The organism is Terriglobales bacterium, from assembly GCA_035567895.1.
In the GTDB taxonomy this organism is placed as follows: Bacteria; Acidobacteriota; Terriglobia; order Terriglobales; family Acidobacteriaceae; genus Gp1-AA112.
Genome location: DATMPC010000034.1, coordinates 21,788 through 43,203, shown reverse-complemented (window position 1 = coordinate 43,203; position 21,416 = coordinate 21,788). Strand labels below are relative to the sequence as shown.

The window sequence follows — 21,416 nt, the reverse complement described above, 5'->3', positions numbered from 1 at the left end:
CCTGGACTGCATTCGCGGTGCCTGCCCGCAGCCCACGGCGAGGCCGTCACTGCCGCTGCTGCGCCATCATGGCCCGTAGTAGCGGTAGTGGCCGGTGATCTTCCAGTTGAACAGGACATCTTCCATTTTTGGGGCTTCGCCGATGTTGTGGACAATCATGTAGCGATCGCTCGCGCGCGGTCGTTGATCGACCACATAGTCAAAGCCATTCGATCTGTCTCTTCGCAATCACTTCAAGAAAGCAGATCCGCAATCGGAGTTGCAATCATGACACGTGATCAGCTTCGCTGTGGAAGAGGATGAGGCGGAGCCCGGTTTGCCGATTGCACCGACCAGCACTAGAATGCCGCACAACATCAGACACGAAAATCTGCTTAACAATCAGGAGGGAACCAATGAAAGCAAGGACAATGCTAGTGACGCTTGCGCTCTGCTTCGTGGGCACTAGGTGCTTCGCTGCCGACGATCCGCAGATGGGGACCTGGAAGTTGAACGAGGCAAAGTCAAAGATCGCCGCCGGAAGTCCAAAAAACAACACGGTTGTTTATGCCGCTGATGGCGACAACGTGAAGGTCACGGTTGACGGAACCGACGCCGACGGTAAGTCCATACACAACGAATGGACCGGCAAGTTCGACGGCAAGGATTATCCAGTTACCGGCGATCCAAGTCAGGACACGCGTTCGTATGAGAAGGTCAACGACCACACGATGGCGATGACCGTCAAGAAGGACGGAAAGGTTATGACTAGCGGACGCATCGCCGTCGCAGCCGACGGCAAGTCCCGCACAGTAACCACTACGCGAACCGATGCCAAGGGCAAGAAATCCAAAAGCACTGCGGTTTACGACAAGTCTTAGCGTAAGACATTCCCCATTGGCGCTAAACAGTGATGCCCTCCCGCGCAGTTCCGAAACGGGAGGGCATGTCTATTTTTGCGAAGCGAGACATCGGCTGCGAAGTAGTGGCGTCTGTGAAAGCTGACCAGGCCCGTCTCGACGGTGAGCATCGAGCTGCTCCAGTGTCGGGAATCCGCAGTTCGTCAGCCAACCCAGAGGAGTGCTGCATCTTCAGCAGCTCTCAAATACCGTGCATATCTAGGCGTCTTCACGCCAGATTCCGGGTTCTAAGTAATCAAGACTGTCAGAAAAGCCAGGCGGGAGAGTTGGTTCTGCATGTTCCCGAGTTGGTACAGGTGCGACGCACTGACGTCTTTATGAGGGAGAAGACAATGAAATCATTGAAGAAGCATATCGTATGGACTCTTGCTCTTGCTTTAGGAGGCTCGATCGGCGTGGTAAATGCAACCGCGCAGGATCGTGACGGGCATGATCGGTATGGTCAGAATGGGAATCAAGACTGGTCGAACAACCGCGCGTACCAAGAGGGCATGCGGGATGGTCAGCGCGACCGGTCCGACAACCGCTCACAGCAGTACAGAGGACGGTACAGCAACGACCCAGCCTATCAGACCGGATACAACCGCGGTTACGGCGTGAACAGCAACGGACGATGGGGCCGCGATAGGGATAGAGCCGGGTACGGATACGGTAACGGCGGATACGGCAATAGTGGCTATAACCGGGGCAACAATGGTGCCCAGCAGGTTGGCTATGCGGACGGCGTGAACGACGGCAGGCAGGATCGCCAAACCGGACACAGTTTCCGTCCGACGCAGCAACAGGCCTATAAGAACGCCGACCACAACTACAACCAGGCGTACGGTGGCCGTCAGCAGTACAAGGATGCCTACCGCGTGGCGTACCAGCAAGGCTATCAGCAGGGATACAACGGCGGCGGATCCTATCGCCGTTAAGAAACTAAACAGAGGCGTACGAAGTGCCCCGCTGCGGCGGGGCATTTTTGCGGAGACCACTAGCTCAGGTTTTTGGGCGACTATGGGAAGCCGAGTTCACCGGCTCTTTCGGCTGCGGAAGAGCCTGGCTGCAATCGGGACGACCGACGGTTTCTGATCATTCTGTGGCAGCTTTGCCACTTCCATTCCTGCCGCATTTCGTGGTACCACAGCAGTAGCTATGTCGACGATAGGTTCCAATTTGGGAAACAGGAAGCCGGCTGTCTGCCGGCCGGGACAGGGACAGCTGGGTACCGTGAAAGGCGACTCTCTCGAAGAGCGATCGATGCGGCAGCGCAACAGGCGCCGCCCGCCAATAAGTATCCCACCGCGATCCCAGAATGATCCCAGCGAAATTTGTGGGATATCCCACCGCGATCCCATCAACTGTTCTGGGATATCCCAGCGTGATCCCATGGGTTTGGTGGGATCCCGTGGGATCTCGATAGCTAAGTCCTTTAGATCCTGGGATCGGGTAGAAAATGGGCCAATCCGCAGCAGCCGTCAGCGTTCGGTTAGTTCATCACGCGCGGCACCTACGCAGCCGATACCCCGGCGTTCGGGATGCGTATACCCATTGGTACCCTCTGGGTTTTCTATGCGTATGCCCTGGCATATGCCTGCGTATCGGTGCGTATGGCTGGGCGTCTTTGAATTTGCAGGGCTGGGCAGATGGATCGCTCTGTCTTGGCTGCGTTCAAATTGAAAAGAATTCGCCGTTCCTTTCGCTACATTTCTCACAATGTTGCAGGTATGTGAATCGTTTTGGTCAGCCCTATAAACACTGCCTCAGTAGTAACCTGCCGGGGTGCCCAATTTGTTGACCTTTAAGGTAAGTTGCTGTAAGTTCCGGCTCGGGACCCCCCTTCTCGGCCGAAAAACCGGCCAGAACCCGCCAATTCACACATAAGACGAGGCTTGGAAATAATTGCACGAACGGTACTTCGTCTGTCATAGGTAGCATGGTGCCCACGGTGGAAAAGGTTGGACGTTACGAGATCGTAGGCGAGCTTGGCCGCGGCGCAATGGGGCTTGTTTATCGGGCGGTAGATCCCAACATTGGGAGAACCGTAGCCCTCAAGACCATGCGGCTCGACGTCCATGGCATGGACCACGACGAATTGCTGCGCCGCTTCCGCTACGAAGCCAAAGCGGCGGGCGCGATGAATCACCCCAACATCGTTACCGTCTACGACGCCGACGAAGTCGATGGCCTTTTCTACATTGCCATGGAGTACCTCGAGGGCCAGACTTTGCAATCCTTAATGGTCGAGAAGCGAGTTATTTCGGCCGACCAGATCGTGGAGATTGCCAAGCAAGTGGTTGCCGGGCTTGATTACGCGCACGAAATGAGGGTGATTCACCGCGACATCAAGCCGGCCAACATCATGATCACTCGTCAGAACGTAGCCAAGATCATGGATTTCGGCATCTCCAAGGCAGCAGGCAGCATGACGCATAGCGGCCAGGTCCTGGGCACGCCGAACTACATGTCACCTGAGCAGGTAAAAGGGCTGGAACTCGACGGGCGGGCTGATTTGTTCAGTTTCGGGGTCTTGCTCTACGAAATGGCGACCGGAGAGCGCCCGTTCACGGGACAAAATGTAACCACCATCATTTACAAGATCGTTAACGAGAACCCGATTCCTCCCAGCGACCTGGAGGTAACAGTCCATCCGGGTCTGAGCGCAGTAATCGGGAAATGCCTCTCAAAAAATCCTGCAGAGCGCTATCAGACAGGCGCCGAACTCGCACGCGATCTCGAAAATTACCGCTCAGTCGGCTCTGAGGACGAGATCACTTCGGTTTTGCCGGAAGATGTTCGCATCAAAGCCACGCAGTCGAATGGCTTGTCGAGCCTGGTGTCGGCAAGTGGATTAGTAATGGCTCGTTCATCTGGTTCGCACGCGGTGGCGGCTGTCCAGGAGGCCCGAGTTTCAACTTCGTCTGGGCCATTGACTCAATTGCCCCACGACTCGACGAGACTTGCCGAGCAAACACCCGCAACCGAGTTGCACAGAAAAAGGGCAAAGGCTGCTGCGGTTGTCGTCGTCTCTTTAAGCGTCGTGGTGGCAGGAGCCGCCCTCCTTATCGCGAATCCTTGGAAGAAGTCGCAGCAGGTGGCGGCAGACGCTAAGAGGGCCGATGGTACACGCGGGAGGCCGGCCGGCCACGCCAGCGAGAAACCATCCTCTGCCCTAGGCCGCGTTGAGATGCGTTTTACCTCGAAGCCTGAGGGTGCTGCTGTGCAGATCGACGGCGTCACCAGTTCGGCATGGATGACTCCCTTTACGGCGTCGGACCTGAAGCTTGGAGCGCACAACGTCGTTTTCAGCAAGGCGGGCTATGCAGAAGAGACACGCAAAATAGAAGTCAATCCCAGCAGCTCGGCTTACCACATCAGTTTGTCCCCTGAAGTTACGGCGGTCGCAGTGATGAGCGAGCCGGCTGGTGCGGCCATCGAAATCGATGGGCATCCGACAGGCAAAGTCACTCCCGCACGCGTTCCGGTAGCAGAGGGGCAGCACCGGATCGAGGTGCACCTCGATGGTTATCGTAATGCGCAGGTAAACGCGACCATCAACAAGGGTCAGGTCTTACCGTTTTCGCCTGTACTGAACCGCGTCGACGCACGGGAAGCGGGTAACTCGAATGCCGTAACTTCGCGCTTCAGAAAGTTATTTGGTGGGGGTATCCCTGCAGGAAAAGGCATGATAGATTTCGTTACCACTCCCCCCGGAGCGAAAATAGTCGTAAACGGTAAGCCAGTGGCAGTCGCGACTCCGGCGCACGCTCCCTTCCCGCCGGGGAATTATCGTATTGAGCTGCGTCAGTCCGGTTATAAGCCGGTTCAGCAAACCGTGCATGTGGACGTCGGTAGAATCTCTAAGGTGGAAGCCAAGCTGGATCCGCAATAGGTTTAGGCTGGATCCGCGATAATTCATGAGCCGCATCATCATCTCGGCGCCTGACGGCAAGCGCGGCATGCTCGAATTGACCAAGCCACTTGTCAGCATCGGCCGAGGCGCAGCCAACGATCTGGTACTGCCTGATAACAGCGTGAGCCGCTTTCATGCGGTCATCAAATGTCAGGATGGCCAGACCTTCATTGCCGATCGCAACAGCACCAATGGAGTAGTCATCGATGGCGAGCGGATCGCCGGTGAGCGCCAGCTGCGTCACAACGACGTTGCACACCTGGGCTCGTACGAGCTGCGCTTTGAAGAAGTTCGCGACTCGGGAATTCTCATAAAGAGCGCCGATATCCCGCCCACGCTGAATGATGTTCTGCGCGGCGGTAGTCGTCGTGAAGGTCTCGCAGCACAATTTTCCGGCCAGATACCCGCGGAGCTCACCGACCAGATCAAGCGTCTGGAGCGCGAAAACCATCTCCTAACCATGCTGTACGACGCGGGAATAGCACTCAGCTCCAAGCTTTCTCTCGACGGAATTTCCGAGCAGGTCATGAATCTTGCTTTCCGCATTCAGGGAGTCGAACGCGGATTCATGATGCTCTTCAACGAGAGCGGCGAGGTTACGCGACAGACAGAAGTGCGCTATCGCCGCCCACAGAATGGAACTGCCAGCCAGCCCCATATCATCCTCAGCCGAGCAATCCTGGATCGCATTCGCACCGAGCAGAAGCCCATTTTGGTCACCGATGTTGCTACCGACGAGCGCTTCCGCGGCAGTGAAAGCATGCGCATCGCCGGCCTTCGCTCAGCCATGTGCGCGCCTCTGCTGGGAAGTGGAAGGCTGTTCGGCATTTTGTACGTCGACAACCTGGAGAAGCCGCAAGCCTTCACACAGGACGAATGGAATGTCTTTGCTCTGGTGGCAGCCCAGGCCGGTGCCGCCATTGACACTCTCTACGCCCACGAGCAGATTGCAAAACAGGTAACACAGCGCGCTGCTCTGGAACGTTTTCTGTCGCCCGAAGTGGTGGAGATGGTATCGAAGAATCCCGAAGGAGTACGCCTCGGCGGGATCAATCAGAAAGTAAGCATTATGTTCGCTGATATCCGAGGCTTCACCACGCTCAGCGAAAAGATGGAGCCGGAGAAGGTTGTTGAAATCCTGAATAACTATTTCACCCATGTCACCGACATCATCTTCGATCACGGAGGAACGCTCGATAAGTATCTTGGCGACGGAGTCATGGCACTGTTCGGTGCGCCGCTAAGCAAAGGCAACGATGCAGAGAACGCCGTGCGGGCCGCGCAGGCGATTCAGCGCCTGGTGATTGAATTGAATCGCGACGCCGCAGAACGGCAATGGCCGGAATTCGGAGTAGGAATCGGAATCAATAGCGGAATCGTCACCGCAGGCAATATCGGATCGCCGCGGCGGATTGACTACACAGTGATCGGCGACACGGTCAACACAGCTTCGCGCTTGATGTCGAATGCCCCAGCGGGAAAGATCATCATCTCGCAGGCCACTGCGGCAGATCTGACCGAGGGTAAATTCGTTCTCACCACCCTCAGCCCTCTCACGGTTAAAGGCAAGTCGGAACCGATCCCAGTCTTTCGTGTGGATTGGGAAAACGAATTGGCTGCTAGACAGCCTAACTAGACACGCAGTTGCGGTGCCGCCTTAAGACCGTTATTTGCGCTTCCAGCGTAACCCGTCTTTTGTATCCTCGAGGACGATCCCGGCATCGGCGAGTTGCTTGCGCACTGCGTCGGCTTTAGCGAAGTCGCGCGACTTTCGTGCTTGCTGGCGCTGCTCGACCAGAGCTTCTACAGCCGCGTCGCTCAGAGTCGGCTCGACAATCGAGGCATCGGCGAGCTTTCCTTCAGTCCGAGCCCACTGTAGGACTTGTTTGATTTTCTCCGCGTCGTCATCCTTTAACACCGCGAAGATTTCGTCGAAGTCGGCCAACGCTTCCTGGAGTGCTGGAACGTCGTCGCGAAGAAGTTTGCCATTGTCTCCGGCAGCATTGGCCTCGCGAACCATGTCGAAGATCGCCGCCAGAGCCTGTGCCGTGTTCATATCATCCTCCAGCGAAGTACGGATCTTCTCCCGCGTAACTTTCGCCAGAGTGCCCATTTCCGAATTGGAACCAGCCGGGAATCGTCCTGTATCGAGCCGTGCCTTGAAATTACGCAGCCGTTCCACAGAATTCGCAGCTTGCTTGAGTCCCTCAAACGTGAAGTTGAGTTGCTTTTGATAAGGAACGGATGACAGCAGATAGCGAATCGAGGAGGGCTTGTGTCCTTTGAGAATGAGATCGCGAGGAGTGTAGAAGTTGCCAAGGCTCTTCGACATCTTTTGTCCCTCGACGAGCAGAAAGCGCACATGCATCCAATATCGCGCGAAGGTTTTTCCGGTCGCTGCCTCCGATTGCGCAATTTCGTTTTCGTGATGCGGAAAGATCAAGTCTTCGCCGCCGAGATGGATATCCAGCGTCTCGCCTAGATACTCCATTGCCATGGCCGAGCATTCGATGTGCCAGCCAGGGCGGCCTGGGCCGATCTCAGTCTCCCACTTCGCTTCTCCCGGCTTCGGTGACTTCCAGAGAGCAAAGTCACGCACGTTGTCTTTTTCGTATTCGTCGACATCGACGCGTGCGCCATCTGAGATCGCAGTCATGTCCTTTTTGGAGAGCTTGCCGTACTGAGGAAATTTCGCGATGCGGAAGTAATAAGATCCGTCCTCGGTTTTGTATGCGAAGTCCTTCTTCTGAAGACGTGCTATCAGCGAAGCCATTTCGGGAATATGTTCGGTAGCGCGGGCGATTTGCTCGGGCTTCTCCAGCGAGAGGATGTCCATGTCCTCGAAGAATGCCTGCTCGTACTTGGCGGCATACTCGCGCACCCCTAGTCCTTTGGCCGAAGAGTTGCGAATGATCTTGTCATCCACGTCGGTGATGTTCATTACGTGGTCGAGCTGATAGCCACTCCGGCGCAGAAAACGGCGGAAGAGATCGACAAAGACGAACGTTCGAAAATTACCAATGTGGCCGTAGTCGTAAACAGTGGGCCCGCAGGAGTACATGCGGATGCGCCTGTCTTCGAGCGTTTTCAGCTCTTCGACGCGGCCTGAAAGTGTGTTGAAGACTTCGAGCGCCATGCTTGGAGGTGGAGGGCTAGACAGAATCTTCGATTCTAGGGATGGTTGCGAGGGCAGGTCAATCCGGCAGTTCGATCATGTTGGAAGCATCGTAGAGACGCAGCATGCTGCGTCTCTACCACGAAGCACGGCTCAGATGTCCAGGTTCTTCACATCCAGCGCGTTTTCTTCGATGAACTTGCGGCGCGCCTCTACATCCTCGCCCATTAACGTTGTGAAGATCGTTTCGGTTTCGGCAATGTCCTCGAGCTTGACTTGCATCAGGCTGCGGACGTCGGGATTCATGGTTGTTTCCCAAAGTTGGGTCGAGGTCATCTCTCCCAGTCCCTTGTAACGCTGGACGTCGTAGTCTTTCTTGCCCTGGCTTAAGACGTAGTCGAACAACTCGCGCGGAGACTGCTTTTCAACGGGCTCAACGGCTGACTTGCGCTTTGTCGTCCCCTTGTCCTGGCGGGCTGCTTCTGTTTCGAGGATCGGAGTCTCGGCTTCTGCCTCGCCACCTGTTTTAATTTTCTCCGTCCGCGGTGCGTGCTCGATGATGAACGGCGGATCCATGTAGGTCGCGATCTGCTTGTACTTGGAGATCATCTGTCTGTACTCGGGTGAGGTGATGAGCTCCCAATTAATGACTCGCTCGGCGCCGTTGGAATCGACGAAGCTCACGAGCCACGTGTTGTGTTCTTCTTCGTGACGCGTCTCGACGGACTTTAACCCCAAGTCTTTCAGCAGCGACTTGATTCGTTTTTCGAGTTCCTTCACTTTCGAGGGAACGCTCTTGTCGGAGCCCTCGAAGTCCGCCCGGGAAGTGAAGTCGATCTTCGGCAGCAGCTCGGTGATGCGCTCCTCGCGAAGATGCTTGTTCACCTTGTCGAAGAACCCGAGATACTCGTTCAGTTTGGTCATGAACTTTGTAAGCTCCGGCCCTTCAAGCTTGGCGGCGCCTTCACCATAACGAATGCTCATGCCGTCTGCCGCGCGCCGGACCATTACCTTCACGAACTCGCGATCGTCTTTGATGTATTGCTCGAACTTGCCTTTCTTGATGCGATAGAGCGGAGGCTGCGCGATGTACACGTGCCCGCGCTTGATCAGCTCGGTCATGTGGCGGAAGAAGAACGTGAGCAGCAGCGTGCGGATGTGCGAACCGTCAACATCGGCGTCGGTCATCAGGATGACTTTGGCGTAGCGAAGCTTTGCCGGATCGAAATCCTCCTTGCCGATGCCACAGCCAAGCGCTGTGATCATGGCGCGGATTTCCTCGTGTCCGAGCATTTTGTCGTAACGCGCCTTCTCGACGTTCAGGATCTTGCCCTTCAGGGGCAGAATGGCCTGGAAGCGACGGTCACGCCCTTGCTTTGCGGTGCCGCCTGCTGATTCACCTTCGACGAGATAGATCTCGCAGCGATCGGCGTTGCGCTCGGAACAATCGGCGAGCTTGCCGGGCAGACCTCCGCCATCGAGCGCGCCCTTGCGCCGTGTTAGATCGCGCGCTTTACGCGCCGCCTCGCGCGCACGTGCCGCCTCAATTGCCTTGTTGATGATGCGACGCGCGATCGTCGGGTTCTGTTCCAGGAATGCGCCAAGGCGTTCATTGACGAATGCCTGCACAATACCTGCGATGTCTGAGTTCAGTTTGCCCTTGGTTTGTCCTTCGAACTGCGGCTGCGAGAGTTTCACGCTGACTACGGCAACGAGCCCTTCGCGGACATCATCGCCTGAAAGATTCTCTTTCAAATCTTTGAAGAGTCCGAGTTGCTGACCCGCATAGTTAATTGTGCGCGTCAGCGACGTCCGAAAACCTGAGAGGTGAGTACCACCATCGACTGTGTTGATGTTGTTCGCAAACGAGAACACCGATTCGGAGTAGCCGTCGTTGTACTGCAGAGCGATCTCCATGCCCACGCCGTCGCGCTCAGCTTCCATGTAGATCGGCTTATCGTGGAGCACCTGCTTTCCGCGATTCAGGTGCTTCACGAACTCAGCGATGCCGCCTGTGTACTTGAATTCAGCGTGCTTGGCTTCGCCCGTCTTGGTATCAGTGGCGCGCTCGTCGGTCAGAGTGATCGTCAGGCCCTTGTTGAGGAACGCGAGTTCGCGCAGCCGCTGCGCCAGCGTGTCGTAGTTGTACTCAATGGTCGCGAAGATGTCTGTGTCCGGCAGGAAGTGCACTTTCGTGCCGCGCTTCTTCGTGGTGCCCGTCTTCTTGAACTTGGTTGAGGGCACTCCCTTGGTGTACGCCTGTTCCCAAACGAAACCATCGCGCCAGATCTCGAGATCCAGTTGATGCGAGAGGCCATTAACCACACTGACGCCCACGCCGTGAAGACCACCGGAAACCTTGTACGTGGACGAATCGAATTTTCCGCCGGCGTGCAAGACGGTAAGCACGACCTGAGCTGCGGGGAGCTTTTCTCCGTGATATTCCATGTCATCCACGGGGATGCCGCGTCCGTTGTCCACGACAGTAATGGAGTTATCGATGTGAATCGTGACGTCGATGCGATCGGCGTAGCCAGCCAGAGCCTCGTCAACAGAGTTGTCGACGACTTCGTACACGAGATGGTGAAGTCCCATCTCTCCCGTGGATCCGATGTACATTGCAGGGCGAAGCCGGACAGCCTCTAAACCTTCGAGAGCCTTAATGGAATCGGCGGTATAGTCGCCGTTCGTGCCGCCATTAGCCTTCTTTTGCTTCGCTTCCTTGGTTGGAATCTGCTTTTCGTCCACTTCTGCTTGCGTCCTGGTAGCTGCTTCTTTCAATTTGGGGGACCCCACTTAGCTTGTTTAAGCCCTACAAATCACGCATGCGGGAGCAGCGCGATAAAACTCGCCCAAGAGCCGCCGAAGACGCGCACGCTTGAGTCGGAAAATACTTGATTATTCAGGGATTTATAGCCTTTTTGACTTGCCCATTTTATCACACATGAGCACCTGACGAATGCCGTAAATTCGAGGCTGAACGGCTGAAATCATCTCCGTTTCGTGTGAAGAATCTCGGAATTTAGCCCTACTTTTCCACAGACTTCCACAGAAATAAGTGTTTTCAAATTCGGCACCCATTGGTATTGTCCCAAACGAAAGTAACCAGTTACCGGATTACGTTGGTAATGCGGATTACTGATATCACTTAGGGAGATTCCCATGAAGAAGTCGCTCCGTCTGCTGTTCGCCACCATCGTTATGGCCGCTGCTGTGGCTGCTGCATCCACCTCGAACACGAAGCAACAGATGGGCAGCGGCCTCGAGCCGGTACCGATCTGCCCTCCGGGAGTCTGTGCTCTTAACTAGGTAACTGGTTAGTACTGGTTACTTTAGAGCAAGATTTCTCTTGAAGCAGGGCGGTGGAGAAGCTATTCTCCCACCGGATAGGTGACATATGCCCGCCCTGCCGGTTTCGGAAGTGTTGGTTTGGACCACTGGTTCGTTCCTACAGCTGTTTTGTGTCTACTTGCTGTATCGGCGTAAGCTGCTGTCCCAATTCAAGTTCTTTGCTTCCTTCCTGATTTTTCAGACCATCAAGACTGGCGTGTTGTTTCTTGTCTATCGCCACTCCTCTCAAGGGCCGTGGACGTATTTCGCGAGCTACTGGGTGGGGACTGCGATGGCGGACATGTTCAAGATCGCCGTTCTTTATGAGATCTTCTGCGCCGCCTTTAAGCCTTTTGCCGGCCTGCAGGACTTGGCCAAGGTGGCGTTTAAGTGGGCAGCCGCCAGCATTGTGCTGATCGGCTTCCTAGTGTTTGTGACGACTCCAGTCTCACAGCCGATCCGGTTCAACTGGCTCATTGTCGGCATTAATAGCTTTGAACGCATTGTGCGTCTGATGGAGTGCGCTCTGCTGCTGTTCCTCTTTATGGGGTCGCAGCATTTAGGAGTTTCGAAGAGAAACCGAGTCTTCGGATTTGCGCTCGGATTTGGCATCGATGCCTTCTTTCAGCTAATGGTATTCAGCGCTCTCGCGAACTCACACATCAGCAAGATGCCGATGCTCGCTCAGCTTCTCCCGATGGTTTACTACATGTCGATCTTGATTTGGGTGGTTTACCTGGTACAGCCAGAGCCGGCGCGAGAGTCCATCCACATTCCGGTTACTTCGCCATTGCTGCGCTGGAACGAAGTTGCTCTAGTGCTCGGTCACAGCGGAGGTCGCGTTGCGGTGAATCTACCTGCGGAGCCGTTCATGCCGAGCGTTGAGCGCATGGTGGAGCAGGTGATGCAGAAGGAGATGCTCGTAGAGCGCCGCCAGCAGCGGGTTGTGTGACCCGTCCGCAGTTAGCTGTTATTGAAAGGGCCGTCCGGTATGGACGGCCCTTTCAGCTTCAGGCTATGCGCCTGCGACCAGCATTAGGCTGAACACGGCACTCGCGCCAATCAGAACAACAGCGGTTGCGGCCACATGCCGGCGAAAATCTCCACCGAAGAAGTACAGTTCAAGCAAATCGGCGTAGATCCCGCCAATGAAGACGAGAGCATATGGCAGAGTCCAGATAATTGAAGCGCTGGGGAAAAATCTCCCGGGCCACCATGGCAGAAGCAGAGCAGGAATTAACGCGGATGAGTTCCCAAAATAGCGCGATCGCTTCCAGAACGCGAATACAAACAGGCAGCTTACGAAAGCCAGAATCTCGAGTAAGCCTCCGGGCACAGCAATGAGGGACATCAACCTCAACGAAGTAACCCGAAAGTATTCCGCATTCGGGAGAAGAGCCGCTGCCGAAAGGTCGCGGGCGTTGAAGCCGAAGCACAACAGCAAGACACCTACTCCAATCACGGTGCTGAGCGCCAGAATAGCGATTGATACCGCACGGCGCCCCGGTGCGAGGTAGAGCATAAACGCTGTCGCAAATGCCAAGCCCACAACAGCGGCAGGCACACTTGCGGCTGCCGTTAGGCCAATGGCAAGGCCAAGTAGAACTATTCTGGGACGCCATTTTTTCGGCGGTGCGTATAGCGTGTGGGCCACACCGATGGCGGTATAGATCAATCCGAAGAGCCCCCATGCTGCCAGGATTCCCGACCCGACGGTCGCACTTGCCAGCAGCATAGCTGGACTGAAGCAATAAAGGCCGAGGGCTACATATCCGCCCTCATTCCCAAAGATCCGCCGCGCTACCCACCATAGCGCAGCACCGAGCCACGCGCCAAACAAAACGAATGGCAGCCGCACGAGCCATCGGTTGGGCGGAGCATAGATGCTAAAGGTCCTGCCATCGGTGGCCCAGCTCCGCGCGATCGATGGAAGCAATCCCGCACATCTCAACTCGAGAATGCTGTCGCCTGGAATCAGTGGGGAACTTCCATTTGCGAGTTGTCGCAAGGACCACAACGATCTGCCGGCTAAGGCGCTGCGAGTTTCAGCCATGCTAAGCGGAAGATGCGAAACCAGCCAGAGACACTGGACGACAAACAAGATCAGGAAGACCGCGGCGACCTTCTGCGCTTTGTGAACCTCAAACCGCGGCCTGCGGATGGTCATCGAATTTTTTAATCTATCACGCGGTAGGAGGGAAGGACGGTTGCATTTCCGGTCTCACTCATCCGAGTGCAAGAGAGGCTTCAGCGGAGAAGTGCTCCGTGGCAAAGTCACGGGCCAGTAGTTTCGGATATGCCGCAGCAGCGATCATCGCCGCGTTGTCGGTTGAGAGCCCTCGCGAGGGAAAGAAGACCTTGATACCCTCGGACCCAGCCTGCTTCACGAATTCTGAGCGGAGGCGCTCGTTGGAGGCAACGCCACCACTAACGATCAGAGTTTCAACTTCGAGCTCCTCAGCCGCACGCAAACTCTTGCCCACCAAGTCTTTAACGACGGCTTCCTGAAAAGACGCAATCAGATCCAGCGTCAGCGGATCGAGATGCGGGAGAAAATCTTCAGGCCTGGGATCGGGAAAATCTGCGACTGCGCGACGACGCCGTTCGATTGAATTCTTCATTTGATGAGTCTCTACAAAACGGAGCACGGCCGTCTTAATGCCGCTGAACGAGAAGTCATACCGCTTCTGCGCATTCTCGCCCCGCGACCTGCGTTTTTCGTGGGCTTTGATTTGCGAGCGCGGCATTGCAATCGCATGCGGATTTCCATGCTTCGCTAACGCTTCGATGATGGGACCGCCGGGATAACTGAGTGCCAGGAGTTTTGCAGCCTTGTCGAACGCCTCCCCGGCTGCGTCGTCGAGCGTGTGCCCGACATTCAGATAACTCCATTGTGTCGGTTCGGAACGACTCACCATGTACAGATGCGTGTGTCCTCCCGAAACCACGAGCGCCAACGCGGGCAGAGCTATATCTGCGTTCGAGGACTGTCGATGTTCGAGGAGAACGGCATGAATGTGTCCTTCGAGGTGATTTACTGCTATCAGCGGCTTCGAAAGAGCAAACGAAAGCGCCTTTGCATACGTGATGCCCACGAGGAGTGACCCAGCGAGTCCCGGACCCTGTGTGACCGCGAAGGCATCCACCTGCTCCAGACTGACTGCGGCGCGAGTTGCCGCCTCACGTACAACTGGGACAATTGCGCGCAAGTGCTCGCGGGAGGCGAGTTCCGGGACCACTCCTCCGTATGGGAGATGCGTTGTGATCTGCGAGGAAACAACGTTTGACAGCAATTGCTCCCCGTCGCGCACTACGGCGGCAGCAGTTTCGTCACACGAACTCTCGATCCCGAGGATTAGCATTGTCGATTCCCTATGATAAGGGCAGGAGTTGTCCGGCAGCGGAGTCGCTGATTCATTGAGCGCAAACAAACAATCCGGCGCAATACAAAATCGGGCGGAAATGGCGCAAGCCACCGCACTCAAGGTTCTCCAGCAGCTACGGGAGCGCGGCTACACGGCCTATTTCGTAGGCGGATGCGTGCGCGATCTGCTACTTGGGACCTTGCCGCAGGACTACGACATTGCAACCAGCGCTCATCCTGAGCAAGTGATGTCGCTTTTTCCCAACACGATCGCAGTCGGAGCGCAGTTCGGAGTCGTCATCGTGGTCGAGGGTCTAGATGAGGATAACGAGACTAAGCCGATCCACGTGGAGGTCGCGACTTACCGCAGCGATGTTGGATACAGCGATGGCCGCCATCCTGATGCTGTCCGATACTCCGAGATCGCAGAGGAAGACGTGCAGCGGCGCGACTTCACCATCAACGGTCTTCTGCTGGATCCGCTGAGCAGTCGGGTTCTTGACTACGCAGGCGGTCGTTCCGATCTGGAACGAAAGATCATCCGCACGATTGGCGATCCCAGGCAACGCTTCCGCGAAGACAAGTTGCGCATGATGCGCGCCGTGCGCTTCGCCGCCCGTCTGGGATACGAGATCGAGCCAACCACGATGACTGCGATTCGCGAACGGGCACGCGAGATTCATCAGGTAAGCCGCGAGCGCATTCGCGACGAACTGGACAAGATGCTTACTGAAGGCCACGCCCGGCAATGCTTCGAGCTGCTGGATGCCACGGGCCAACTCGTTGAGGTATTGCCTGAAGTGAGCGCGCTGAAAGGAGTGGAGCAACCGCCTCAATATCATCCCGAGGGCGATGTGTGGATTCACACCTTGCTGCTTCTAGGTGGGTTGGAAAAGGGTTGCTCTAAGTCACTGGCCTGGGGAGTGTTGCTGCATGACGTCGGCAAGCCGCCAACGTTTCGTGTTGCTCCCGATCGCATTCGCTTCGATCAGCATGCGGAGGTCGGAACGCGTATGGCCGAGGAGATTTGCAGACGCTTGCGCTTCCCAAACGATACGACAGAACAAGTCAGCGCTTTAGTTGCGAACCACATGCGCTTCGGCGATGTGAAGAAGATGAAGGAGTCTACGCTCAAGCGCTTCATGCGGTTGCCGGCCTTCCAGGAGCACCTCGAGCTGCATCGGCTCGACTGTTCGGCGAGCCACAGGGATCTTGCATTGTATGAATTTGTGCGTGAGAAGCTGGAGAACACACCAGAGGAGGAGATTCGTCCGTCACCGCTCATTACAGGCAAGGATTTAATCGCACGTGGCTGGAAGCCGGGACCGCAGTTTCGCACCGTGCTTCAGGCTGTCGAGGATGCCCAACTGGAAGGAGTGCTGCACACACACGAAGAAGCAATTTCATTCGTCGAAACCAACTTCGCCAAACAAACTTGAAAGACCGTTCCGTGAAGGTGGCGATTGGCGAAGGATTCCTGAAGTTCAGGTTTCAACCGTGTTAAAAGATCGCAGCAGCTCAGATTTCAACGCAGGAGCACGCGATTTCCCGGTAACCCGCTGGTGCCAACTTTCATCCCACTCAATGAACGAACCGGCAACTCTCGTCACAAGAATCGTTCGCTTCGAGGCGTGAATCATGCAGATTGTGAATCGAATCCGCGAGCTTCACGACTGGCTTGTGGCCTGGAGCCACGCGTTGGTAGGTGAGTTGATTGCATTGAGCCAGCCTAGAACCGACTTCAGAAGATAAGACAGGGGCATAGGGAAAAGGCCGCCACAAAGATGGCGGCCTTTGTTTTTTCCCGAGCCCGCTACTTGAATCGCTTATTGACCTCATCCCAATTGACGACATTCCACCAAGCCGCCAGATAATCGGGCCGCCGGTTCTGATACTTCAGATAATAGGCGTGCTCCCACACGTCGTTTCCCATAATGGCGTGATGTCCATCCATAATGGGATTGTCCTGATTCGCAGTCGAAATGATTTCCAGCTTTCCGGCCTTGCTGCGTATCAGCCACGCCCATCCGCTGCCAAAGCGTTTTACGCCTGCGTCATTGAATTGCTTCTGAAACTCTTCAAAGCTACCAAATGCTTTCTTGATCTCGTCGGCAACGCGCCCGGTTGGAGGGCCTCCCCCCTTCGGCTTCATGATCTGCCAGAACATCGTGTGATTCATGTGACCGCCGCCGTTGTTGCGAACAGCGGCACGAATATCTTCGGGAACGCTGTTTATGTCGCGTAGTAGGTCCTCAACGCTCTTACTGCCAAGCTGCGGATGCTTCTCGAGCGCTGCGTTCAGATTGTTTACATAAGCAGCATGATGCTTGTCATGATGCAACGTCATGGTTTGCGCGTCGATGGTAGGCTCCAGCGCGGAATAGTCGTACGGAAGCGGCGGAAGTGAGTGCGCCACGGCTTTCTCCTTTTTTATCTTGCAAGTTCAGCCCGCGAAGGCCAACCGGCGATGATAAATCAATCGTAGAGTTGTCGTGCGGCTTGCAAGCGCTTCAAGCAGCCTCGCGGACGGGAGGCAACACCGCACCGATGCCGATCAGATCGTTAAGGACTCGGTTTGTTTCCTCTTCTGAGACACCAGCAGTCTCCGCGATCTCCGCAGGCTCTCGAGATCCGTTCACTGCATGCATCACTCTGCATGCGGTTGCATCGAGTTGTACGACATAGATTCTGCCGTGCTGAGTTCTCGAAAACAGCAGCGTCGTTGAGACACATCGGGCATCTTCTGGACCATGTCCGTTCTTTATTTTTTCGAGGATCTCGGGAACTGAGAACTGGAACTCCCGAACCAGAGCGGAGACGCCACGCTGCGGAAAACTCCTCGGTGGAGTCGGTTCAGAAGTAGCAAGCTGTATAAAAAATGCAAACTCGTATTGCAACAGCTCGGTCCGCCACTCCTCTGATCGTTTTCCTCTTAGTGCCGAGAGCACCAGATCACCAACTGTTCTGGCTGTCGCGAGCGATCCTAGAACAAAGCTCTCCAAGATCACGTCAAAAGCCGGAGTGTCTACGAGGCTTGCTGCTGCGCCTTCCGACCCAAGCAGGCGCGCTGAGTGGCGAAATCCTCGATGGAGTCGATCGCGGTAATAGCGCCGCGCGAGAAACTGGGAGAAACGCTCCGCGCGCTCGGCTTCGTTCTCGTCCAGGAAATCGGGATATTTGTTCGCAGATCGCAAGCTGGCATCGGTCAGATAACGGATTAGCTGATCGTGAAGATTTCTATCCGAGCGTTGGCTTGGTCCGCGTCCGGTGGGTGGCATTTGATTAGCTCGCTGCGGCACTTCTCGTGGCGAAGGCAGCTCGCGTGCGACTCATGCCGTCCTCAAGTTGAGCAGCAGTTACCGTTGGGGAGAAGACGTCGACAGTGACAGCCCGCAAGTCTGGTGCACGTTCCGCTACCCAGCAGGCAAGGTCGAGGATCTCATTGGTCGGCGGAGTCGGCGCAATCCACGGACCCTGCAAGTCACGGTCGTACTCGACGCCAGCGACGTGGATTTCAACCACACGGTCTAGAGGAAAATCTTCGAGATACCGTCGGGGATCGATGCCACGATAGTGAGCGGCAAGCCAGGTGTGCGGCAGGTCTATTAGAAATCCGCATCCTGTTTGTTCGAAGAAACGTCGCAGAAACTCTGCTTCATTCATTTGCGCGCGCCGGACCGAAAAGAAACCTGGAATATTTTCCATCACTAATGGCGCACCGACTGCGTCGCGCAGAATGACAGCGTTTTCGCAAAAGCGCTTTAGAAATTCCTCTGTATATAGCGGAGGAAAGACGTAATCGAGCGATCGCGCCCGGTCCTGGGTGTGGAGGCATTGAAAGTGTTCTGCGATCCAGGGGCCTTGGTAGCGCTGCTGGAGTTCTCTCGCACGCGTGAGGGCGAACTCGCTGAGCGGATCGGAAAGCTGTCCGAGATAGTCGTGCAGCAGCAGCGGAAATTCCTGCTGGATTTGCGTGAAGAATTCGTCGTCCGCCGCGGGCGGATCGGCCATCGATAGATGATCGATCAGCTCAGCATGATCGAGCGTGAATTGCGCAAGATGTGGATTGTAGAAAGTGCCGATGGAGAGCCGGTCTTGAGGAATGGAAGGCATGCGCAGAATCGGTAGAGACGTTCGCCACGGCGAACGTCTCTACCAAACCTTGATCAGTGGCAGGTGGGAGCGACCTCGGTGCTCTCAACCAGCCTTACGCTGTTATGACAGGTTGGGGCCACCTCGGCGGCCTCAACCAGTTTTACGTTGGAGTGACATGTCGGAGCTACTTCGCTGATTTCGATAATCTTCATTCAGTGTTTCTCCTTGTAATTCTCCGAATTGCGGTACAGCCAGTAACTAGATGCCCCAGAATCCAAACTGGTGTTCGAAATTTTCTCAGACCGGCCGGATTTGGGCAAATTGAGCAGTTTTTACATCCCTGACGTTGATTGGCGCGATCTGGTGCCCGATACAATGCGGTTGAGATGGCTTCCAATTCGGTACCTGATCCAGCGAAACTGCCTTTCTATACCATCGTGCTGCTGCGCGAGCAGGAGATTGTCGAACAGCTACGGATGGCCTTTCAGCAGCGATACCTTCCGGAGCACCTGTTTTACTGGCTGCCGTCGTCGGTTCGGGCGTGGGTGGATCTGTGCCGTTCAACCGAATACAAAAACGCAAGTCGCGCGCTCGAAGTGTTGAACCTTGCGGCTCCGCGCTTGACAGTAGAGCTTTCCCACATTCGCACGCTTTGTGGTCTCGGATGCGGAGAAGGAAGTAAAGATCTCGTGTTGCTCGAACAGTTTGCTAACAGCGGCAATCGCCTGAACTACGTGGCTGCCGATTTCAGCCAGTCGTTGCTGGAACTTGCTGCTGATCAGGCGGACGGCATTGCCCAGTCAAGTCTCGGATGCAAGCTCGATATTTTCGAGGACGGTCATTTGGCTGCGACTGTCGGCGCTGCCGAGAGCCTCGACGGGCCTGTCTTGTTCTCAGTTTTGGGTAACACTCTCGGAGCATTCGAGCCGAGCAAGTTTCCCCGACGCCTTCGAATCCATATGCGCAGCCAGGACCGCTTCCTCTTCGACGGCGAGATATTCAGTGAACAAACGCTTGGAGGCTACGATAATCCGACGAATCGGCGTTTTGCGTGGGGGCCCCTTACTGGGGTGGGGATCACCGACAACGATGGAAAGCTGGAGTTTTCTACTGCACCGGCAGGAGACGGTCTGTTCGCCGTCACGAAGCACTTCACCGCGACGCGCGACCTGCGTGTGAATGTGGGTAGGCATTCCATCGACATTCGCTCGGGAGAAAAGCTGCGCATGAGCAGCTCGATCAAATACACGAATCGAGACAGTTTGCTCAATCTAGTTGCGCGTGCAGGATTTCGAATCGAATCTCAATGGGAGAGCCGCGATGGGCAATTCGTATTGGCGTGTTGTGCGCCCACTTAAGAAAGCAAGAACACGGATTAAACGGATATGACGGATCGGACGGATAAACCAGAGCAAAGTCGAGAAGTATCCGTCAGATCCGTTAAATCAGTTCGATCCGTGTTCTTGCTTTTCTTTATTCAGCCCAGCGGCGGAAGATCAACGAGCCGTTGGTGCCGCCGAATCCAAACGAATTCGAGAGCGCGATGTTGACCTTGGCTTTGCGCGACTTATTTGGAACGTAGTCCAGGTCGCACTCTGGATCTGGATTGTCGAGATTAGTAGTCGGTGGGAGCATTTGGTTACGTAGTGCCAAAACGGTAATGCCTGCTTCGAGGCCGCCGGCGCCTCCGAGTAGGTGCCCGGTCATCGACTTCGTGGAACTTACCGCAAGGCCATCCTTGGCATGATCTCCGAATGCGCGCTTGATGGCTTTGGTTTCGAGCACGTCACCCAGCGGAGTCGAAGTACCGTGCACGTTGATGTAATCCACCTGCTCCGGCTTGAGGTTGGCGTCGCGCAGCGCATTCAGCATCACGCGATATCCGCCCTCTCCTTCTTCGGCAGGCTGAGTGATGTGGTAAGCGTCGGCACTCATACCGTAGCCGATTATTTCGGCCATGATATTGGCGCCACGGCGGCGAGCAAACTCCAACTCTTCGAGGATTAGAATGCCCGCGCCCTCGCCAATCACGAAGCCATCGCGATCGACGTCAAATGGCCGACTTGCCTTTTCCGGACAATCATTGCGCGTGGAGAGTGCCCGCATAGCCGCGAATCCACCGACGCCCATTGGAGTGATCGCAGCCTCAGTGCCGCCGGCGATCATCACGTCGGCGTCATTGCGAGCAATGATTTTGTATGCATCACCGATGGAGTGCGCGCTCGTCGTGCACGCCGTCGCGGTCGCTTCGTTCGGTCCCTTGGCGTTGTAGCGGATGCTCACATGCCCAGCAGCCAGGTTGATGATGGCTGCAGGAATAAAAAACGGCGAGATCTTGCGCGGGCCGCCGTTGATCAGGTTTGAGTGCTCGCGCTCGATGATGTCGAATCCGCCGATGCCCGAGCCGATGTGAACGCCCACGCGCTCCGCGATCTCCGGCGTGACGTTCAAACCCGACATCTTCACCGCTTCATCGGTGGCCGCCATGCACAGGTGAATGAAGCGGCCCATCTTCTTGACTTCTTTTTTCTCGATGAAGTTCAGTGGATCGAAGTTCTTGACTTCGGCGGCGATGGTGCAGGCAAATCCGGTAGCATCAAATCCCGTAATCGTAGCGACGCCGCTCTTGCCCGCCAGAAGATTCGTCCAGACCTCCGCACTGGTGTTGCCCACGGCGCAAATCAGGCCCAATCCAGTGACGACAACTCTACGACTCAA

Annotated in this window: 18 protein-coding genes; 8 read left to right on the top strand and 10 right to left on the bottom strand. The window is 55.7% G+C overall.

The window, feature by feature from the left end:
• Positions 1–66: 66 nt before the first annotated feature.
• Positions 67–228 (bottom strand): DUF1287 domain-containing protein, encoded by a 162-nt coding sequence (locus VNX88_08080; protein ID HWY68609.1) that lies wholly within the window; start codon positions 226–228, stop codon positions 67–69.
• A 167-nt stretch (positions 229–395) separates the two neighbouring features.
• Here VNX88_08080 and VNX88_08075 point away from each other — a divergent pair, with 167 nt between their 5' ends.
• The 4 genes from VNX88_08075 (at position 396) to VNX88_08060 (ending at position 6,430) form a co-directional block, all read left to right on the top strand.
• Entirely contained in the window at positions 396–860 is a 465-nt protein-coding gene (locus tag VNX88_08075; protein HWY68608.1) for a hypothetical protein, read from the top strand.
• A gap of 371 nt (positions 861–1,231) precedes the next feature.
• A complete protein-coding gene (locus VNX88_08070; GenBank protein HWY68607.1) occupies positions 1,232–1,816 on the top strand; it encodes a hypothetical protein in 585 nt (194 codons plus the stop codon).
• Positions 1,817–2,817: 1,001 nt separating this feature from the next.
• On the top strand, positions 2,818–4,773 hold the full coding sequence (locus VNX88_08065) for a serine/threonine-protein kinase (protein ID HWY68606.1): 1,956 nt from the start codon (positions 2,818–2,820) through the stop codon (positions 4,771–4,773).
• A gap of 25 nt (positions 4,774–4,798) precedes the next feature.
• Entirely contained in the window at positions 4,799–6,430 is a 1,632-nt protein-coding gene (locus tag VNX88_08060; protein HWY68605.1) for an adenylate/guanylate cyclase domain-containing protein, read from the top strand.
• Positions 6,431–6,460: 30 nt separating this feature from the next.
• On the opposite strand, the gene cysS is transcribed toward VNX88_08060, so the two are convergent.
• Together cysS and gyrB are read right to left on the bottom strand one after the other, a co-directional pair.
• Positions 6,461–7,930, bottom strand: coding sequence for a cysteine--tRNA ligase (gene cysS, locus VNX88_08055; GenBank protein HWY68604.1), 1,470 nt, complete (start codon positions 7,928–7,930; stop codon positions 6,461–6,463).
• Between the two features lie 132 nt (positions 7,931–8,062).
• On the bottom strand, positions 8,063–10,690 hold the full coding sequence (gene gyrB, locus VNX88_08050; protein ID HWY68603.1) for a DNA topoisomerase (ATP-hydrolyzing) subunit B: 2,628 nt from the start codon (positions 10,688–10,690) through the stop codon (positions 8,063–8,065).
• A 381-nt stretch (positions 10,691–11,071) separates the two neighbouring features.
• Between gyrB and VNX88_08045 the strand changes: the two genes are divergently transcribed.
• Together VNX88_08045 and VNX88_08040 are read left to right on the top strand one after the other, a co-directional pair.
• Entirely contained in the window at positions 11,072–11,218 is a 147-nt protein-coding gene (locus VNX88_08045) for a hypothetical protein (protein ID HWY68602.1), read from the top strand.
• 88 nt (positions 11,219–11,306) lie between these two features.
• Positions 11,307–12,191, top strand: a complete 885-nt coding sequence (locus VNX88_08040; protein ID HWY68601.1) for a hypothetical protein — start codon at positions 11,307–11,309, stop codon at positions 12,189–12,191.
• 63 nt (positions 12,192–12,254) lie between these two features.
• On the opposite strand, the gene VNX88_08035 is transcribed toward VNX88_08040, so the two are convergent.
• Both VNX88_08035 and tsaD read right to left on the bottom strand, forming a co-directional pair.
• The gene (locus VNX88_08035) at positions 12,255–13,406 is read right to left on the bottom strand and encodes a hypothetical protein (protein ID HWY68600.1); all 1,152 of its coding nucleotides are present in this window, start codon (positions 13,404–13,406) and stop codon (positions 12,255–12,257) included.
• Between the two features lie 58 nt (positions 13,407–13,464).
• Complete coding sequence (tsaD, locus tag VNX88_08030; GenBank protein ID HWY68599.1) at positions 13,465–14,601, bottom strand: tRNA (adenosine(37)-N6)-threonylcarbamoyltransferase complex transferase subunit TsaD; 1,137 nt, start codon at positions 14,599–14,601, stop codon at positions 13,465–13,467.
• Positions 14,602–14,656: 55 nt separating this feature from the next.
• Between tsaD and VNX88_08025 the strand changes: the two genes are divergently transcribed.
• Complete coding sequence (locus VNX88_08025) at positions 14,657–16,042, top strand: CCA tRNA nucleotidyltransferase (protein HWY68598.1); 1,386 nt, start codon at positions 14,657–14,659, stop codon at positions 16,040–16,042.
• A 374-nt stretch (positions 16,043–16,416) separates the two neighbouring features.
• On the opposite strand, the gene VNX88_08020 is transcribed toward VNX88_08025, so the two are convergent.
• The 4 genes from VNX88_08020 to VNX88_08005 all read right to left on the bottom strand — a co-directional run bounded on the left by VNX88_08020 (position 16,417) and on the right by VNX88_08005 (position 18,910).
• Positions 16,417–17,019 carry a superoxide dismutase gene (locus tag VNX88_08020; protein HWY68597.1) on the bottom strand — a complete coding sequence of 201 codons (603 nt, stop codon included), beginning with the start codon at positions 17,017–17,019 and terminating at the stop codon, positions 16,417–16,419.
• A 94-nt stretch (positions 17,020–17,113) separates the two neighbouring features.
• Positions 17,114–17,881, bottom strand: a complete 768-nt coding sequence (locus VNX88_08015) for a hypothetical protein (GenBank protein HWY68596.1) — start codon at positions 17,879–17,881, stop codon at positions 17,114–17,116.
• A gap of 4 nt (positions 17,882–17,885) precedes the next feature.
• Positions 17,886–18,716, bottom strand: a complete 831-nt coding sequence (locus tag VNX88_08010; protein HWY68595.1) for a DUF692 family protein — start codon at positions 18,714–18,716, stop codon at positions 17,886–17,888.
• 53 nt (positions 18,717–18,769) lie between these two features.
• Positions 18,770–18,910: a hypothetical protein gene (locus VNX88_08005; GenBank protein HWY68594.1), complete on the bottom strand. Its 141-nt coding sequence runs from the start codon at positions 18,908–18,910 to the stop codon at positions 18,770–18,772.
• 174 nt (positions 18,911–19,084) lie between these two features.
• Here VNX88_08005 and VNX88_08000 point away from each other — a divergent pair, with 174 nt between their 5' ends.
• Positions 19,085–20,056 (top strand): L-histidine N(alpha)-methyltransferase, encoded by a 972-nt coding sequence (locus tag VNX88_08000; GenBank protein HWY68593.1) that lies wholly within the window; start codon positions 19,085–19,087, stop codon positions 20,054–20,056.
• A gap of 115 nt (positions 20,057–20,171) precedes the next feature.
• Here the strand turns inward: VNX88_08000 and fabF are convergent, their stop codons facing one another.
• Positions 20,172–21,416: a beta-ketoacyl-ACP synthase II gene (fabF, locus tag VNX88_07995; protein ID HWY68592.1), complete on the bottom strand. Its 1,245-nt coding sequence runs from the start codon at positions 21,414–21,416 to the stop codon at positions 20,172–20,174.

Coding starts and splice junctions, on each gene's coding strand:
- VNX88_08040 (HWY68601.1), top strand. CDS start 11,307: ATGCCCGCCCTGCCGGTTTCGGAAGTGTTGGTTTGGACCACTGGTTCG.
- VNX88_08065 (HWY68606.1), top strand. CDS start 2,818: ATGGTGCCCACGGTGGAAAAGGTTGGACGTTACGAGATCGTAGGCGAG.
- VNX88_08070 (HWY68607.1), top strand. CDS start 1,232: ATGAAATCATTGAAGAAGCATATCGTATGGACTCTTGCTCTTGCTTTA.
- VNX88_08010 (HWY68595.1), bottom strand. CDS start 18,716: ATGCCTTCCATTCCTCAAGACCGGCTCTCCATCGGCACTTTCTACAAT.
- VNX88_08005 (HWY68594.1), bottom strand. CDS start 18,910: ATGAAGATTATCGAAATCAGCGAAGTAGCTCCGACATGTCACTCCAAC.
- VNX88_08000 (HWY68593.1), top strand. CDS start 19,085: ATGGCTTCCAATTCGGTACCTGATCCAGCGAAACTGCCTTTCTATACC.
- VNX88_08015 (HWY68596.1), bottom strand. CDS start 17,881: ATGCCACCCACCGGACGCGGACCAAGCCAACGCTCGGATAGAAATCTT.
- tsaD (HWY68599.1), bottom strand. CDS start 14,601: ATGCTAATCCTCGGGATCGAGAGTTCGTGTGACGAAACTGCTGCCGCC.
- VNX88_08060 (HWY68605.1), top strand. CDS start 4,799: ATGAGCCGCATCATCATCTCGGCGCCTGACGGCAAGCGCGGCATGCTC.
- VNX88_08075 (HWY68608.1), top strand. CDS start 396: ATGAAAGCAAGGACAATGCTAGTGACGCTTGCGCTCTGCTTCGTGGGC.
- cysS (HWY68604.1), bottom strand. CDS start 7,930: ATGGCGCTCGAAGTCTTCAACACACTTTCAGGCCGCGTCGAAGAGCTG.
- VNX88_08045 (HWY68602.1), top strand. CDS start 11,072: ATGAAGAAGTCGCTCCGTCTGCTGTTCGCCACCATCGTTATGGCCGCT.
- VNX88_08035 (HWY68600.1), bottom strand. CDS start 13,406: ATGACCATCCGCAGGCCGCGGTTTGAGGTTCACAAAGCGCAGAAGGTC.